This window comes from Halococcus salifodinae DSM 8989 (assembly GCF_000336935.1).
Lineage (GTDB): Archaea > Halobacteriota > Halobacteria > Halobacteriales > Halococcaceae > Halococcus > Halococcus salifodinae.
This window is the reverse complement of record NZ_AOME01000050.1, coordinates 79,037-95,422: the sequence shown is the minus strand read 5'-3', so window position 1 is coordinate 95,422 and position 16,386 is coordinate 79,037. Positions and strand designations below refer to the sequence as shown.

The 16,386-nt window shown below is 67.7% G+C and carries 14 protein-coding genes; 13 read left to right on the top strand and 1 reads right to left on the bottom strand.

Annotated elements, in window-relative coordinates; genetic code table 11:
* The first annotated feature begins 491 nt into the window (after nt 1-491).
* The 10 genes from dapA to C450_RS07080 all read left to right on the top strand — a co-directional run bounded on the left by dapA (nt 492) and on the right by C450_RS07080 (nt 9,701).
* Nucleotides 492-1,424, top strand: a complete 933-nt coding sequence (gene dapA, locus C450_RS07125; protein ID WP_005042003.1) for a 4-hydroxy-tetrahydrodipicolinate synthase — start codon at nt 492-494, stop codon at nt 1,422-1,424.
* On the top strand, nt 1,421-2,224 hold the full coding sequence (gene dapB, locus C450_RS07120; RefSeq protein WP_005042001.1) for a 4-hydroxy-tetrahydrodipicolinate reductase: 804 nt from the start codon (nt 1,421-1,423) through the stop codon (nt 2,222-2,224). The genes dapA and dapB overlap by 4 nt, the downstream gene beginning before the upstream one ends.
* Nucleotides 2,221-3,048, top strand: a complete 828-nt coding sequence (locus C450_RS07115; RefSeq protein WP_005041998.1) for a 2,3,4,5-tetrahydropyridine-2,6-dicarboxylate N-succinyltransferase — start codon at nt 2,221-2,223, stop codon at nt 3,046-3,048. The genes dapB and C450_RS07115 overlap by 4 nt, the downstream gene beginning before the upstream one ends.
* The gene (lysA, locus tag C450_RS07110; protein ID WP_005041996.1) at nt 3,045-4,337 is read left to right on the top strand and encodes a diaminopimelate decarboxylase; all 1,293 of its coding nucleotides are present in this window, start codon (nt 3,045-3,047) and stop codon (nt 4,335-4,337) included. The genes C450_RS07115 and lysA overlap by 4 nt, the downstream gene beginning before the upstream one ends.
* Nucleotides 4,334-5,293, top strand: coding sequence for a diaminopimelate epimerase (gene dapF, locus C450_RS07105; protein WP_005041993.1), 960 nt, complete (start codon nt 4,334-4,336; stop codon nt 5,291-5,293). Before lysA ends, dapF begins: the two co-directional genes overlap by 4 nt.
* 3 nt (nt 5,294-5,296) lie before the next feature.
* Complete coding sequence (locus tag C450_RS07100; protein WP_005041991.1) at nt 5,297-6,412, top strand: M20 family metallopeptidase; 1,116 nt, start codon at nt 5,297-5,299, stop codon at nt 6,410-6,412.
* A gap of 25 nt (nt 6,413-6,437) precedes the next feature.
* Nucleotides 6,438-6,899, top strand: coding sequence for a ferritin-like domain-containing protein (locus C450_RS07095; protein ID WP_005041988.1), 462 nt, complete (start codon nt 6,438-6,440; stop codon nt 6,897-6,899).
* A gap of 226 nt (nt 6,900-7,125) precedes the next feature.
* Nucleotides 7,126-8,448: an inorganic phosphate transporter gene (locus C450_RS07090; RefSeq protein WP_005041986.1), complete on the top strand. Its 1,323-nt coding sequence runs from the start codon at nt 7,126-7,128 to the stop codon at nt 8,446-8,448.
* 85 nt (nt 8,449-8,533) lie between these two features.
* Nucleotides 8,534-8,992: a universal stress protein gene (locus C450_RS07085; protein WP_005041984.1), complete on the top strand. Its 459-nt coding sequence runs from the start codon at nt 8,534-8,536 to the stop codon at nt 8,990-8,992.
* A 58-nt stretch (nt 8,993-9,050) separates the two neighbouring features.
* Nucleotides 9,051-9,701, top strand: a complete 651-nt coding sequence (locus C450_RS07080) for a bifunctional 4-hydroxy-2-oxoglutarate aldolase/2-dehydro-3-deoxy-phosphogluconate aldolase (protein WP_005041982.1) — start codon at nt 9,051-9,053, stop codon at nt 9,699-9,701.
* A 52-nt stretch (nt 9,702-9,753) separates the two neighbouring features.
* Here C450_RS07080 and purB read toward each other — a convergent pair whose 3' ends face one another.
* On the bottom strand, nt 9,754-11,139 hold the full coding sequence (gene purB / locus C450_RS07075; protein ID WP_005041980.1) for an adenylosuccinate lyase: 1,386 nt from the start codon (nt 11,137-11,139) through the stop codon (nt 9,754-9,756).
* Between the two features lie 197 nt (nt 11,140-11,336).
* Here purB and C450_RS07070 point away from each other — a divergent pair, with 197 nt between their 5' ends.
* From C450_RS07070 to C450_RS07060, 3 genes are all read left to right on the top strand, one after another.
* On the top strand, nt 11,337-12,272 hold the full coding sequence (locus C450_RS07070) for a phosphatase PAP2 family protein (RefSeq protein WP_005041977.1): 936 nt from the start codon (nt 11,337-11,339) through the stop codon (nt 12,270-12,272).
* 39 nt (nt 12,273-12,311) lie between these two features.
* Nucleotides 12,312-13,943, top strand: a complete 1,632-nt coding sequence (purH, locus tag C450_RS07065) for a bifunctional phosphoribosylaminoimidazolecarboxamide formyltransferase/IMP cyclohydrolase (RefSeq protein WP_005041975.1) — start codon at nt 12,312-12,314, stop codon at nt 13,941-13,943.
* Nucleotides 13,944-14,130: 187 nt separating this feature from the next.
* On the top strand, nt 14,131-16,311 hold the full coding sequence (locus tag C450_RS07060) for a PQQ-dependent sugar dehydrogenase (RefSeq protein WP_005041974.1): 2,181 nt from the start codon (nt 14,131-14,133) through the stop codon (nt 16,309-16,311).
* Nucleotides 16,312-16,386 lie beyond the last annotated feature (75 nt).

Here is a 16,386-nt window from a genome sequence, read left to right as displayed (position 1 = left end):
CTGCCCGCTAAAGCGTTTCGCCACGGGCAGGTCAGTTCTGTACTGTCCCGCAGAAACCACTTACTGGATGGGGTGGCGCGCGGGAGCGCGCCGGAGGCGCGCGACTCACGCGAGGGATGACCGAACGAGCGAAGCGAGTGAGGGAATCGGTTGGGGAGGGTGTGGCCTGCGGTCTCTCATTTGCGTCGTGATTTGCCGTAGGCGAATTAGCTTTCTTCATCGAATCCGAGGCTGGCGCACGATTCGAAGTTCGGCAGGTATCGCACGCGACGCAACGCATAAGTTCGGCGGGTGCAGTGTAGCGGGTATGCGACGGTTTACATCCCGGTTCGGCCGGCCCCCGAGCCGTGGGTGTGGTGTCCCGCGCGCGGACACAAAACGCACCTGAGGCTGGTTCGTGGCAGGGTGGCATCCCGTCGCGCACCGTTTTCGAGCGTCCCACTGCCGAGTCTCAACACCACCACCCACCACGATACCACAGACGACACCGCATGACACCATCCATCGACCTCGACGGCGTGTTCCCCGCGATGGCCACGCCGTTCGAACCCGACGACACCATCGATTTCGACCGACTCCGGAGCGAGGCCCGCCGCCTCGAACGCGCGGGCGTCGACGGACTCGTTCCCGTCGGCACCACCGGCGAGAGCGCGACCCTGACCCACGACGAACACGTCGCAGTCGTCGAGGCGGTCGCCGAAACCGTCTCGATTCCCGTGATCGCCGGCGCTGGCTCGAACGCGACCCGGGAGGCGATCGACCTCGCCGAGCGTTCGCGGGCGGCCGGTGCGGACGCGCTTCTCCTGATCTCGCCGTACTACAACCGGCCCGAACCCGCCGGGATGGAGGCTCATTTCCGGGCGCTCGCCGACGCAATCGATCTGCCCCAGATCGTCTACAACGTGCCCGGCCGCACGGGACGATCCATCGAAATCGACACCGCGGTCGCGCTCGCCGACCACGAAAACGTCGCGGGCTACAAGTCCGCGAGCGGCGACGTGGGGCGGGCGAGCGAACTCGTCGAGCGCACCCGCGACGAGGATTTCACCGTGCTCTCGGGCGAAGACGCGCTCACGCTCCCGCTACTCGCCGTGGGCGCTCGCGGAACGATCAGCGTCGCTGCGAACGTCGAACCCCGAAGAATGAGCGAAATGGTTCACGCGGGGCTCGACGGCGATTTCGATCGGGCACGCGAGCGCCACCACGAACTCGGGCCGCTCTTTCGCGCGCTGTTCTGGGAGACCAACCCGATCCCGCTGAAGGAAGCGCTGGCGATCCGCGGCCACGTCGCGGGCAACCTGCGCGCACCGCTCTCGCGGCTCGGGACCGAGCATCGCGCTTCGCTCGAAACCGTCCTCGCCGATCTCGACGACGCGAGCACCGACGACCGCGAACAACCCGTCGCGCCGGAGGCCGAACGGTGACGGTCGTCGGGGTCACGGGCGCGACGGGCGCGATGGGGCGCGCGGTGCTCGAATCGGCCGCCGACCGCGACGATGTGGCGGTGGCGTTCGCGGTCAACCGCGATCCTGCGGACGATGAACGCGTCGCCGGTCACGCGGTCCACGACGCGGTCGCCCTCCCCGATCTCCTCGCCGAGCAGCAGCCCGAGGTCGTCGTGGACTTCACTGGTCCCGAGTCGTCGATCGAGTACGCGGCGGCCTGTGCCGAAGCCGGCGTCGGGTTCGTCACCGGCACGACAGGGTTGGACGACCCGGAGCAGTCGGCGCTCCGCGAGGCCGCCAAAGCGGTCCCCGTATTGTGGGCGACGAACTTCTCGCGAGGAATCAACGCGCTTCGATCGGCGCTCGCCGAAGCCGTCGCGGCGCTGCCGGAGTACGACATCGAACTGACCGAAACCCACCACAACCGCAAGCGCGACGCGCCGAGCGGCACGGCGACGACGCTGCTCGACGACATCGACGCGGCGCGGGACGACGCGAGGCAGGACGAGAGCGGTGGGGGTACTGGGAAGCGAACATACGGCCGCGAGGGCGAACAGTCCCGGACCGACGGCGAGATCGGGGTTCACGTCCGGCGCGCCGGCGGCGTGCGGGGCGAACACGAGGTACTCCTCGCGGACAACGACGAGGTGCTCACGCTCGCCTATCGCGCGGAGAGCCGTGGGGTCTTTGCGGCGGGCGCGCTCGACGCGGCGGGATGGCTCGCCGGCCACGAGGCCGGCTGGTATGCGTTCGACGACGTTATCGAGGGATCATCATGAGTCTCGAATCCGAGATCGACACGCTGTGGCAACGTACTGACGACGGACTGACCGCGGGCGACGCCGGCAGCGAGGAACGCGATCTGCTCGACACGTTCCTCGACGCGCTCGAAGCCGGCGACGTGCGCGCCGCCGAGAAGCGAGACGGCGACTGGCAGGCAAACGAATGGGTCAAGCGGGGCGTGCTGCTCAATTTCAGTCTCCGCGAGACACAGAGCCGAGAGTACGGTGGCGTCGACTACCACGACGTGCTTCCGCTGCGTCGGACCAACGACCTCGGCGAGCGGGGCACCCGAAACACGCCAGACGGAACCGTGATCCGGCGGGGCGCACACGTCGGCAGCGACGCGATCCTGATGAGTCCGAGTTTCGTCAACGCCGGCGCTCACGTCGGCGACGGCACCCTCGTCGACTCGTGTGACACCGTGGGCTCGTGCGCACAGGTCGGTGCGGACGTCAAGCTCGGCGCGAACACCCTCATTGGTGGCGTGCTCGAACCGGTCGAGGACGCGCCGGTCGTGATCGAGGACGGCGTCTCGCTCGGCGCGGGCTGTCGCGTCACCTCGGGATTCGTGGTCGGCCACGACTCGGTAGTCGGCGAGAACACGCTGCTCACGCCGCGGATTCCGGTGTACGATCTGGTCGACGAGGAAATCATCTACGGTCGCCTGCTACCCGAGCGCCGGGCGTTCACCAGATTCGTCGAGTCGTCGGTCGGCGATCACGACCTGTTCGACGGCGGGGCGTACAAGCCCGCCGTGGTGGCGACCGACGTCGAGGATCGAACGCTCGAAGCGACCGAACGCGAGGAAGCGCTCCGATGACCACCGAGGCTGCCAGCACTTCGTCGGTGGCGGCCGTGAACCCGCCCGTCAGACGGCTTGCTGACTGGCCGGCGGCCGACCTGCGCGATCTCGCCACCGAGCACGGGACGCCACTGTACGTCGTAGACCTGGATCGCGTTCGAGAGAACGCTGTTCGCCTTCGGCAGGCGTTCCTCGACGCCGAAATCAGCTACGCAGTCAAGGCGAACGCCATCGGGAGCGTGCTGGAAACGATCGCCGATGCTGGCCTCGGGGCCGAGTGCGCCTCCGCTGGCGAGGTCGTCCGTGCGTTGGAGGCAGGGTTCGACCGCGTCCGCTACACTGCCGTCAACCCACCCGCCCGGGATCTCGATCGGGTGGTCGATCTCGCCGCGGATCACGAGGTCGCCATCACGATCGGCGCGAGCGACACCCTCGATCGCCTCGCCGAACGCGGCTGGACGGGAGAGCTGTTCGTCCGGGTGAACCCCGGCGTCGGTGCGGGCCACCACGAGAAGGTACGGACGGGCACCGATCCGAAGTTCGGGGTTCCCGACGAGCGAGCTGCGGCGGTCGTGAGCGAGGCCGCAGAACGCGGGTTCGACGTTCGCGGCCTCCACGCCCACGCCGGGAGTGGCATCCTCAACGACGACGATCTCGATTCTCATCGTGCGCTGGTCGCCCGAATGGGCGAACTCGTGAGCGAAGTAGCCGACGCGGGCGTCGTCCTCGATACGGTGAACGTCGGCGGCGGGTTCGGCGTTCCCTACCGTGAGAGCGAATCACCGCTCGATCTCGACTCGCTCGCTGCGGCCACCCACGAGGCGCTCGACAGTGTCGACGGCTCGGACGACCGCGACCCTGCACTCGGGATCGAACCGGGCCGATACCTCGTCGCCGACGCCGGTGTACTGGTGACCCGCGCCAACACCGTGAAGTCGACACCCGAAACCACCATCGTCGGCGTCGATTGTGGGATGACCGATCTCCTCCGGCCCGCGCTGTACGACGCCCACCACGCGATCCGGTTGCTCGCACCGGACGCTGCCGAGCGCGGGACGGTGTCGACGACGGTCGTGGGGCCGGTCTGTGAGTCCGCCGATGCGCTCGCGCGGGATCGTGAGCTTCCTGCGCCAGCACGTGACGACCTCCTCGCGGTCGGGAACGCCGGCGCGTACGGCTACGAGATGGCGAGCACGTACAACTCCCGGCCACGTCCAGCAGTGATCGCGCTCGACGACGGCGAGTCGCGAGTCTGCGTGCATCGTGAGACGATCGACGATCTCACGCGTTTGGAGGTCGATCGATGATCCCGATCGAGAAGTATCATGGTACGGGCAACGACTTCTTCGTGGTGGACGCGGCCGAACCCGTCGCCGATCGACGAGAGATTGCGACGAGGCTCTGTGATCGCGAGGACGGCCTCGCGATCGGCGGGTCGATCGGCGCGGATGGTGTGCTCTTTCTCGCGCTCGAAGACGGCTACGCCTCGCCCCGGGTCGTGATGACGCTGGTCCAGCCCGACGGTTCGACCGCTCCGATGTGTGGTAACGGTGCGCGGTGTGCCGCAGCGTGGGCCGCGCGACGGCTTTGCCGTCGCGAAGAGAGCGAGCGGGCGACGCCCGCGAGCGATGGGGGACGGCGCGGATCGGCTTCTGACGACGCGAGCGACGACGAGACGACCGTGATGGTCGACACTCAAGCGGGCACGCGCCGCGCGACGGTCGACGGCGACAGCGTGACGATCGAGATGGGGGCGCCGAGCTTCGCGCCCGCGGCGGTCCCGGTGGTGCGCGACGAACCGCTCGTCGAGGAACCCGTCGAGGGGCTCACCGTAACGGCGGTGAACACCGACGTTCCCCACGCGGTCGCGTTCGTCGACGACGTCTCGACCGTGGACCTCGACGCCGTCGCCCCGGCGGTGCGCCACGCCGACGCCTTCCCCCGCGGCGCGAACGTCACAGTCGCTAGTCCCAGCACAGACGACGGACCCGATTGGTCGGCCGGGGCGTTCGACCAGCGCACCTACGAGCGCGGTGTCGAAGGCGAAACGCGCTCGTGTGGGACTGGTGCGGTGGCAATCGCGGCGGTCGCGCGCGAACTCGGCCACACCGACGCCGAAGCTATCGCGGTGCGGCCGCCCGGTGGTCGCCTCGATATCCGACTCGACGAACGCGGTGCAGTGCTCGCCGGACCGACCGAACGCGAGGGCACAGCCGAGATTCAGATCGACAACCCACAGAGCGCCGAGGCAGCCGGCGACTGATCGATGATCGATCCGCTCGAATTCCTCGAACACGCAGTCCGAACGCCCTCCCACGACGACGTTGGGGCGATGCGAGCCCTCCTCTGTGAAACGCTCCGCGAGGCAGGTATCGAACCGACTGTCGACGATGCGGGCAACGTGATAGCGACGCGCGAGGCCAGTGGGGACGCCACCGACGGCCCACACGTCGTGTTGAACACCCACCTTGACACCGTTTCGCCACACGTTCCCGCCGAACGCGACGGAGCGATTCTCCACGGGCGCGGGGCCTGCGACGCCAAGGGGCCGCTGGCCGCAATGCTCGCCGCGTTTTCGAGTATCGAGCCCGACCGAGGTCGGCTCACGCTCGCCGTGACGCCCGACGAGGAAACCCGTTCGATCGGCGCGGCGGCACTCGTGCCGTCGCTCGACCTCGATCCCGAACGCGGGGATTGGGTGATCGTTGGCGAGCCTACCGGTCTCGACGTCTGTAACGCCGCGAAGGGGCGCTTCGAGGGGCGCATCACGATCGCTGGCGAGCGTGCCCACGCCGCCGAGCCGCACACGGGACAGAACGCGATCACGATGGCCGCGCCGGTGATCGACGCGCTCTCCGGGTTCGACGACCGACCCGAAGGACTCGCCGCCCACCCCGATCTCGGCGCGCCGACGCTCACCCCGACGATCGTCGACGGCGGCGACGCGACGAATCAGGTGCCCGCCGAGTGTGCGATCGTTCTCGATCGCCGAAGCGTCCCGCCCGAGACCGCAACGGGCTTCGAGACCGCGCTGAACGAGTATCTCACCCAGCACGCACCAGCGCCCGACGCGGTGTCGTTCGCGCTGACCGAGCGCGAAACGCCGTTTCTCGAAGCGTTCGAGACGTCCGACGAGAATCGCGTGGTCAGCGTGCTCCAAGAGGCGTCGGGTGGTGCGGTCCGGCCGTTCACCGCCGCAACCGAGGCGTCGTATTTCGCGCGCGAGGCCCCGACAGTCGTGTTCGGTCCTGGCGATCTCGCGGACGAATCGGGGCCTGTCGCTCACGCGGATCGCGAGTACGTCCGACTCCCCGACGTCAAGCGCGCCGCCACGATCCTCGGGGACGCACTCGCCGAACGTCTCCGCGAGACGGACGTTTAAGGACACGGCGCTCGACGGTTGATCCATGAGTGTCGAAGGCGACGACCGCGTGCTCGAACTGCTCGCACAGGCCAGAAACGACGAGTTCGAGACCGTCATCAACTACCAGACCAACGCCGCCGCGCTCGCAGGGGTCGCGGCCGAAGAGATCGCCGACAGCCTCAGTGCCGACGTCCAGGAGGAGCTCGGCCACGCCGAGGAGATCGGCGAACGCATCTCCCAACTCGGCGGCCAGCCGAAGGGTTCGTTCGACCTCGAAATGGGACAAGACGCCCTTCAACCGCCCGAGGACCCAACGGACGTGCTCTCGGTGATCGACGGCGTGATCGCCGCCGAGAAGGGTGCCGTCGAGACCTACCGCGAACTCATCGAGGTCGCCGAGGAAGCCGGCGATCCCGTGACCGAGGACTTCGCGACGGAGCTGCTCGCCGACGAGGAAGAACACCTCGCGGAGTTCGAGGGCTACCGGAAGGAGTACGAGGGGTAGTTTCCCTTCCCGATCGCCGGACTCGGTAGGGGAGTTCCGCCGATCACGGGCCGTCGTTCGCTGCCGCTGTCGACTGTTCCAGAGTGGTTCGTGAAAGAGCGTTGCGGGCAAAGCGACGATCGGCGGGCTGTCGTGTCGGATGGCAGGCTACGCTCGGCTCTCGCCTCGACGACCCGCAGCACCGAAGCGAAACCGACATTTCTTTCGGCAACGCGAGACATAGCACATGGTTTCCGCATTGCTCGTCGCGGGAGTGCTCGTCGCGGTGTTCGTGGGCTACAACATCGGAGGCTCCTCGACCGGGGTCGCGTTCGGCCCCGCAGTGGGAAGTCGGATCACCGGCAAGACCCTCGCGGCGGTGCTCTTTACCGCCTTTGCACTGCTCGGTGGCTGGACGGTCGGACAGGAGGTCATCACGACGATGGGCTCCGAGATCGTCGCCGAGGAGTTCACGCTCGCGGCGAGCGCCGTGTTGCTCTTTTTTACCGGCGGCTCCCTCCTCATCTCGAACCTCTTCGGCGTACCTGCCTCGACCTCGATGACCGCCGTCGGCGCGATCGCCGGACTGGGCGTTGCGAACGGCACGCTCAACCAGGACGTGATGTTCGGGATCGTCTCGGCGTGGATCGTCGCTCCACTCGTCGCGTTCTGGATCGGTGTCCTCCTCGGTCGGTACATCTATCCACACCTCGATGCCAGGATCTCGTTCGGTCGGATCGAGGACGGACTGTTCGACGTGGATCGTTCGGGGACGATCCCCCGACCCCGACTTCGGGAGGGCGCGACCAGGCGAGACATCGTGGGTGCGGCGGTCGTCCTGATCGTTGCGTGCTACAACGCGTTCTCGGCGGGCGCGTCGAACACCGCGAACGCGGTCGCGCCGCTGGTGGGCAGCGGCGAGATCGGAGTCGGCGCGGGCACGCTGCTCGCGGTCGGTGCGATGGGGATCGGCGCGTTCACGATCGCCCGGCGCACCCTCGACACGGTGGGCGACGGGATCACCGACCTCCCGATCCTCGCCGCAATCCTCGTCTCGCTGATCGGCGCGACCATCATCACCGTGCTCTCAAACCTCGGCATTCCGGCGAGCCTCGCAGTCAGCATGACCTCGTGTATCATCGGCCTCGGATGGGGCCGGGCCTCACGTGCGGTCACGCTGGCCGATGCCGCCGAGACTGCGATCGAGGGCGAGGGTCGCCCGGACGTCTCGGCGGGTGCGCTCGTTCCCGCGCGGACGAGCGAAGCACGGGATGGATCGGATGCACGAGAGCGACCAACTGCCGACGGCACGCCCGAGGGACCTGCTCAGGGTCCGACGGTCGGCGACCTCGCGGCCGGTGAGAAGCCCGCTGAGGCCACGAACCCTGGTAGCGCCACGGGCGACACACCGGTCGACCCTGTCCCGAAGATCGGCACGGAAGACCCTGAGGAACTCGCGGCGGCGGATCTGTTCGACCGCGCAGCCACGGGGCGTATCGTCACGATGTGGCTTCTCACGCCGACGATCTCCGCGATCGGCTCGTATCTCGTGTTCGCGTTCGTGCTGTGACGCCGACGGCGATCCGAGCCACGACCCGCCCGGTCCGTCAGGTCGAACGGAAATCGCTTTGCTCGTCCGCGTGCAATAGCTCCGCATGAGCGAGTCCACGACGCAGGTCCTCGTCCCGCTCGACGGGTCGCCACGATCCGAGCGCGCGCTCGATCACGCCCTCGACATGCCCGATGTCGCGATCACCGTTCTCACCGTGATCGACCCGTTCGACGTCGATCCGCTCGCGCCGGGCCTCCAGTCGCCGACTGGAGTGCCAGGGATGCCCGGCTACTCCGAGGAGTGGTACGAGGGCGCGAAAGCCGACGCCGAGGAACTCCACGACGACGCCCGCGAGCGTGCCACAGAGCACGACCGGTCCCTAACTACTGAGATCGTCTTCGGCCGGCCCGCGCGCCGCATCGTCGCGTACGCCGACGAGAACGACGTCGATCATATCGTCATCGGCAACCACAGCCGCGAGGAGTTCCCCCACGTCCTGCTCGGCAATACCGCCGAGTCGGTGGTGCGTCGCTCGCCGGTGAATGTGACCGTCGTTCGGTGAATCAGTGCCGGCCGCCGAGTAGCACCCCTTTTTGTTCTCGGCCGTCGGAGACCGCCGCATGGCACGAAAACAGGCAGTCCGCAAGCGGATCGTCGACAGCGGCGTGACGGCCGTCCTCCGGGGCATCGACGAGGAGGACATCGTTCCGGTCGCCGAAGCGATCCACGCGGGCGGCGTGACCGCGATCGAAGTGACCGCCGACGCGAAGCGATGTACCGAGATGATCGCCGCAGTCGACCGCGCGCTCGCTGACACCGACGCCGTCGTGGGGGCCGGGACCGTGATGGACGCCGCTGCCGCGCGCAACGTCATCGAGGCCGGCGCGGAGTTCGTGCTCGCCCCGAATCTCAACGAAGAGGTCATTCGGGTCTGCAACCGCGAGAACGTGCTCTGTATCCCTGGCGTGATGACGCCGACCGAAGCGGATCGCGCGATGGCGGCCGGGGCGGACATTCTGAAACTGTTCCCCGCATCCACGGTCGGGCCGGATCACATCGGCGCGATACAGGGCCCGCTCGGCGACGTGCCGGTGATGCCCACGGGCGGGGTGTCGGCCGACAACGTCGCGGAGTACTTCGACGCCGGCGCGGTCGCGGTGGGTGCGGGGTCGGCGCTGGTGGATTACGACGCCATCGAACGCGAGAACTGGGACGCGGTGCGCGAGTCCGCCGCGGAGTTCGTCGCGGCCGTCGAGGACGCGCGGTCCTGAGGTCGGCCGCGATCGTTCCGCCAACGGTGAGTTCCTGTTCGCCGTCAGATGTTCACTCAGTTCCGTCGACCAGATCGCTCGCCACGCCGGTGTAGCCGGCGGGCGTGAGAGCGTGGAGTTCCTCGCGAGTCGCCTCGCTCACGTCGAGATCGTCGAAGAGGTCATAGAAGTCCTCCAGGCTGGTGCGTCGTCCTCTGGTGAGCTCTTTGACTCGTTCGTAGGCGTCAGTGTGGCCCTCCCGGCGGAGGATCGTCTGGACGGCCTCGCCGATGACCTCGGGGTTCGCTTCGAGGTCATCGCGCATCACTTGCTCGTTCGGGACGACTTTCGAGAGTCCGGCCTCGGTCTTCCGGTAGCCGATGCAACAGTGCGCGAGCGCCGCACCGATATTACGCTTCACCGTCGAATCCGAGAGGTCGCGCTGGAGCCGTGAGGTGGTGATGTACCCCCCGAGAAACTCGAGGTCCGAATTCGCCTTCGAGAGGTTGCCCTCCGAGTTCTCGAAGTCGATGGGGTTCACCTTGTGGGGCATCGTCGACGAGCCGGTTTCGTCCGCATCGGCGCGCTGGCCGAGATAACGCTGGCTGACGTAGCGCCACACGTCGCGATCGAGATCGAGGAGGACGGCGTTGGCACCGCTGAGAGCGTCGAACAGCGCCGCGAGGTCGTCACACGGGTTGACCTGGGTGACGGGCTCGACGAACTCCAGATCGAGGGATTCGACGAACTCGCGCGCGAACGCCCGCCAGTCGACCTCGGAGTAGGCGGCGTGGTGGGCGGCGTAGGTCCCGCTCGCGCCTGCGAGCTTGCCCGCGAGGCCGTCAGCCGCAGTTTCGACCCGGTCGATCGCGCGGTCGAGCCGTCCCACGAAGACCGCCATTTCTTTGCCGAACGTGGTGGGCGTGGCGGGCTGGCCGTGGGTCCGTGCGAGCATCGGCACGTCCCGATTTTCGTCGGCGAGTTCGCCAAGCGCATCCCGCACCGCTTCGAGCGCAGGAATCAGCACGTCCTCGATGGCGGGACCGATCAGGAGGCGATGGGCGAGGTTGTTGACGTCCTCGCTCGTGAGCCCGAAGTGGATCCACTGGTCGGCGTCGAGATTCTCTGGAAGGGCGTCGCGGACGAAGTACTCGACGGCCTTCACGTCGTGGTTGGTCGCCGGGTACTCGTCGGTTCCATCGACCTCGATTCGTTTGATCCGTCTCGCGTCCTCGTCGTCGAACTCCTCGTAGGCCGCCCGGAGCGTCGTGCGGTCGTCGGCGTCGATCGCGAGCGGTGTCGCGTCGAGATCAGCGAGCGCGAGGAGGTATTCGACTTCGACGCGGACGCGAGCGCGCAACAGTGCGCCCTCGCTGACGTAGGGAACGAGCGGCTCGGTGTAGCGTGCGTACCGGCCATCGAGGGGCGACACAGTCGAGAGCGGGCCGCGATCGGTCATGGGCGCGGATGGGACGAGCGCTCGAAAAAGCGTGCCGGTTGGCTCGATCCACGGCCCCGAAGCACGCTATCGAAGCGACAGACCACAGCACCGAAGGTCGTGGCCCGCTTCTCGACGACCGGTATCGATGACCCGACAGCGCTCCGTTCGAATGGTCGTCGACGGAACCGCACTGCTGGGGCGGGGAGGCCGGTAGCGTGGCGCAGCCTGGTCGCGGGCTCGGAGTTCCCGACGCGCTCGGTGGGCTGTTCGACGAGGTCGGCGTCGTCGTGCTCGCGGCGCTGACCCAGCTCGGCGACGTCTGGTTCATGTCCGTTCTCGCCGGCGGCCTCTATCTCGCATCGACCCGGCCCGGCAATCCGCTTGCCCGGCGGCGCGGGGCGTTCGTCCTCGCGCTGCCGATCGTGTACGTCGTAACGGTCCCGGCGCTGAAGGGTGTCTTCGCGCTTCCGCGACCGCCCGATGCCGGCGTTGCAGCGACGATCTCGTGGCTCCCATCGCTTCTCACCCCCGTCTTCGAGAACGCCGCCACCGCCGAGGGGTACGGCTTTCCGAGCGGCCACGCTCTCGGGACGACGCTGGTCTGGGGCGGCGTGGCGCTCGCGACGGACTATCGAACCTGGCGCTTCCGGCTGGGCGTCGCGGGTGCGGCCGTCGTGGCGGTGTCGTTCTCCCGGCTCGCGCTCGGCGTCCACTACCTCGTCGACGTGATCGCGGGGGTGGCGATCGGTGCGGTACTTCTGCTGGCTCTGTACTGGTTCGCCGACCGCGGCACTGATCCCGGGCGGGCGCTCCTCGTCGCAGTCGCGATCGGGCTCGTCGGTGTACTCAATGGGATCAGTTTCGATAGCGTCGCAGCGTTCGGCGTCGCGGCCGGAGCGTGGTTCGCGTGGTATGCGCTGGTCGATCGAGCACCGGCGACGCCCCGGACCTCGGCGATGGCTGCCGTCAGCGTGGTGACGCTGGCGCTCGCTGGCGTGCTCTTTCTCGCGCTGTACGTTTCGGTGCCGCCGACACCGGTGACGGCGATCGGCAGTGCGGTCGCTGCCGCCGCGATCGTTGCCGCACCGGATCTCGGTGAGCGCGTCGTCTCGGCCGTCAGTTCGGGACGAGATCACACACGAACAGGATGAATCCGAACGCCTTTGCGCGCGGCGCGCACGCCTCCGATCATGACACGGATCGCCGGCGTAGCGGGCAATCGCGGACGCAACCTCTGCCGGATCGCCGACCGGGAGCCGGGCGGTGCGACCCTCGCAGTGATGCTCGCGACCGACCCCGCTGCCCCCGCACTCGATGCCGCGGCCGAGCGCGGGATTCCGACCGAAATCGTCGAACGTGGCGACGACGAGTCCGACGCGGCCCACGAACAGCGGCTTCTCGACCGGCTCGACGGGTACGATATCGATCTGGTCTGTCTCGACGGCTACATGCGCGTTCTCACGAGCGAGTTTATCGACGACGCGCCGCTCACGTTCAACATCCATCCGTCGCTGCTCCCGGCGTTTCCGGGAGCGAACGCCCACGAGCAGGTGCTTGCGTCGGGTGTGAGCGTGACTGGCTGCACGGTCCACGTCGTCACCGAGACGGTCGACGGCGGCCCGATCGTGACCCAGGAGACAGTCCCGGTGTACGGCGACGACGACACCGGCTCGCTCAAGCAGCGCGTGCTCACCGAGGCGGAGTTCGCGGCCTACCCGCGTGCAGTCCAATGGTTCGCCGAGAATCGACTCACGATCGAGGGTGCAGGCGACGGTCGTCGGGTTCGCGTCGAGGGTGACACCGGCGGGATCGGCGGCGATGGTGAGGATGACAGAAGCGACACGGGGAGCGCGTTCCCCTCGCGGCGCGTGACGAGCACCGAGCGCGCCGCCGAACTCCGGTACGGCGAGAACCCACATCAGGCGGCGGCGGTGTACGCCGATCGCACTACTGACGCGGCGAGCGTGGTCGACGCCGAACAGGTAAACGCGGGCGCGAAGGGGCTCTCGTACAACAACTACAACGACACCGACGCCGCACTCGGCCTCGTCCGGGAGTTCGACGAGCCGGCGGCCGCGGTCATCAAACACACCAACCCCGCGGGGTGTGCCACCGCCGGCGACCTCGCGACCGCCTACGACCGCGCGCTCGCCACCGATCCGATGAGCGCCTTTGGGGGGATCGTCGCGCTGAACCGAGAGTGCGACGCCGCGACCGCCGAGTTGATCGTCGAATCGTTCAAGGAGGTCGTGATCGCACCGGGCTACACCGACGACGCGCTCGCGGTGCTCACGGGCGAGGACAACCTCCGGGTGCTCGATACCGACGGATTCGGCCCCGAGGCGGGCCGGTTCGTCGAGACACCCATCACCGGAGGACGGCTCGTTCAGGAGCGCGACACACAGGCGCTCTCGCCGGATGGGCTGGAGGTCGTGACCGAGCGCGAGCCGACCGCCGAGCAGGTGGAGACGATGTGCTTCGCGTGGCAGGTCATCAAACACGTGAAATCGAACGCCATCGTCCTCGCCGACGGCACCGAAACTACTGGTGTCGGGATGGGACAGGTCTCCAGAGTCGACGCGGTGCGGCTCGCGGCGATGAAGGCCGACGAGCATGCCGAAGGGACCGACGCAGCGGGGTCGGTGATGGCCTCCGACGCCTTCTTCCCGTTCCCCGACGGGATCGAGGCGGCGGCCGAGGCGGGCGTGGAGGCGGTCGTCCAGCCCGGCGGCTCGGTGAACGACGACGACGTGATCGCTGCCGCCGACGATCTCGGACTCTCGATGGCGTTCACCGGCCAGCGCGCGTTCCGTCACGACTGATTGACCGTCCCGCTTCGCTCACAGCGTCTTCAGTCACTCGGCCGTCAGACCGGCCAGCGACCACCGGTCAGCCCCCGTTCGTGTTTTTCTTCGGGTATCACAATCGCTAAAGGGACGCCGATCGGTCTATGAGATACATCCACTCCGAAACGCCGCTCGATCGCTACGGGGTGTCTCAACTGTTATCATGAACGGAACGAACCACACCGACGCCATCGATCGGTCTTCCACTTCCTCACGCCGTCGATTCCTCTCGGTCGCCGCAGCCGGTACGCTCGCGAGCATCGGCGGGCTCGGCAGCGTTGCAGCCCAGTCGGAGCCCGAGATCATCCGGCTCGGCGGCGAAATCGCCGGCTGGCAGGGCCGTGCGCCCGACTCGATCGCCGACGAATCGAACCCCACGCTGCAGCTCGAAGCCGGCACCACCTATCGGGTGGTCTGGGAGAACTTGGACGGGATGGGCCACAACTTCGCGCTGCTCGACGGCGACGGCAACGTGCTTGAACGCACCGAAGTGATGAGCGAGGAGGGCGCGACACAGTCCATCGAGTTCACCGCGCGCGAGGCGATGGCCGAGTACGTCTGCGAGCCACACATCACCTCGATGCAAGGGACGATCTCCTTCGGCGACGGGTCGGGCGGCGGAACGGCCACGCCGACACCGACCGAGGATGGCGAGTCCGAACCGTATATTCCATCGGGTGCGTCGGTCCGGCTCGAAACGATCGTCGATGGTGGTCTCGTGGCCCCCGTCGATTTCGAGGTGCCACCGGGCACGTCGAGCCGACGGTTCATCGCGGACCGACTCGGACAGGTGTATCTCCACACCGACGATGGGCTTCGCGAGGAACCCTACATCGACGTGAGCGATCGAATGGCGGAAGTCGGCGGCGAGAAAGGGCTGCTGGGGATGGCGTTCCATCCCGGGTTTCAGTCGAACGGCCGATTTTTCCTGCGCTACAGCGCGCCGTTGATCGAAAGTGCGCCCGATTCGTACTCCCACACCGAGGTGCTCGCGGAGTTTCGGGCGAGCGACGGGTCGGCGACCGGCGCGAGCTTCGAACGCCGACTCCTCGAACTGCCCCAGCCCCAGGACACCCACAACGCGGGAGCGATCGCGTTCGGGCCCGACGGATATCTCTACATAGGAGTCGGCGACGGCGGCGGCGCACACGACAACAACCCTGGCCACGTCGAGGACTGGTACGAGCGCAACGAGGGTGGCAACGGACAGGACGTCAGGGAGAACCTGCTGGGATCGATCCTCCGGATCGATGTCGACGGCGAAAGCGAGGACAAACCGTATGCGATTCCGGACGGCAACCCGCTCGTGGGCGACCCCGGATTGAACGAGCAGTTCGCGTGGGGCTTTCGCAACCCGTGGCGGATGGGATTTTCCGATGGACGGCTGTTCGTGGCCGACGTCGGACAGAACGGGTTCGAGGAAGTCAGCATCGTCGAGAAGGACAAAAACTACGGCTGGAACGTCCGCGAGGGAACCCACTGTTTCAAACCCGGGCCCGAGGGGAGCCGCAATCCGCCCGAAGAGTGCCCGAGCCAGCTCCCGGCAGACGTCCGTGGCGGCGAGCAACTCATCGATCCCGTCGTCGAGTACCCGCACAGCTACCAGGGCCAGGGCGTCGGCTCGGCGGCCATCGGCGGCTACGTCTACGAGAACGACGCGATCGAGTCTTTGGGAGGGAAGTACGTCTTTGGCGACTTCCGAAAGACCGCCGAGACCGAGACCCCAACCGGCTCGCTGTTGGCCGCCACTCCGACCGACGAGGGGCTCTGGGAACTCGAAGAGCTCACGATCGAGAACACCGACAGCGGGACTGTGGGCGCGTACGTCCTCGCCATCGGGCGGGACAACGACGGCGGCCTCTACGTGCTGACGAGCGCGGAGACCTCCGAAGGACGGACGGGTGCGGTCCACCGCATCCGACCGCCGCAGAACGCGGCACAGCGCACTACCGCGACGCCAAACAACGGCTCCGCTGGCAACGCGACGGCAGCCAACGCCACACCGTCGAACGCCACAGTAGCGAACACGACGGAGATGGCTGGATCGACGACGAACGCGACGACCGCCAACGCGACTGCGACGACGAACGCCACGCCAGCAAACGCCACTACGTCGGCGACCCCGGCCGCGACCACCGTGACTGAAACAGGCGGCACCGCAGCGACCACGACCGAAACGACCGCCACCGAACGCGCCGGCAACGAGACGACGGCCGGCGGCGGGAACGATAGCACGGGCGACGCCGCGGGATCGAGTGGCTCCGGTCCGGGATTCGGTGTACTCGCGGCACTTTCGGGGCTCACGATCGGTGCGGCGCGGCTGCTGTCCGGACGCGACGACTGACGGTTCTCGTCGCTCGCTGGCTGTTTCTCGATTGTCGGGGGTGCGTCCCGTTCACAGGATCGTTCGTCGAGAGCC

Excerpts from the sequence above, each read along its gene's own strand:
- C450_RS07060 (WP_005041974.1), top strand. The coding sequence starts at position 14,131 with ATGAACGGAACGAACCACACCGACGCCATCGATCGGTCTTCCACTTCC.
- lysA (WP_005041996.1), top strand. The coding sequence starts at position 3,045 with ATGACCACCGAGGCTGCCAGCACTTCGTCGGTGGCGGCCGTGAACCCG.
- C450_RS07080 (WP_005041982.1), top strand. The coding sequence starts at position 9,051 with ATGGCACGAAAACAGGCAGTCCGCAAGCGGATCGTCGACAGCGGCGTG.
- C450_RS07095 (WP_005041988.1), top strand. The coding sequence starts at position 6,438 with ATGAGTGTCGAAGGCGACGACCGCGTGCTCGAACTGCTCGCACAGGCC.
- C450_RS07100 (WP_005041991.1), top strand. The coding sequence starts at position 5,297 with ATGATCGATCCGCTCGAATTCCTCGAACACGCAGTCCGAACGCCCTCC.
- C450_RS07115 (WP_005041998.1), top strand. The coding sequence starts at position 2,221 with ATGAGTCTCGAATCCGAGATCGACACGCTGTGGCAACGTACTGACGAC.
- dapF (WP_005041993.1), top strand. The coding sequence starts at position 4,334 with ATGATCCCGATCGAGAAGTATCATGGTACGGGCAACGACTTCTTCGTG.
- C450_RS07085 (WP_005041984.1), top strand. The coding sequence starts at position 8,534 with ATGAGCGAGTCCACGACGCAGGTCCTCGTCCCGCTCGACGGGTCGCCA.
- dapA (WP_005042003.1), top strand. The coding sequence starts at position 492 with ATGACACCATCCATCGACCTCGACGGCGTGTTCCCCGCGATGGCCACG.
- C450_RS07090 (WP_005041986.1), top strand. The coding sequence starts at position 7,126 with ATGGTTTCCGCATTGCTCGTCGCGGGAGTGCTCGTCGCGGTGTTCGTG.
- purH (WP_005041975.1), top strand. The coding sequence starts at position 12,312 with ATGACACGGATCGCCGGCGTAGCGGGCAATCGCGGACGCAACCTCTGC.
- purB (WP_005041980.1), bottom strand. The coding sequence starts at position 11,139 with ATGACCGATCGCGGCCCGCTCTCGACTGTGTCGCCCCTCGATGGCCGG.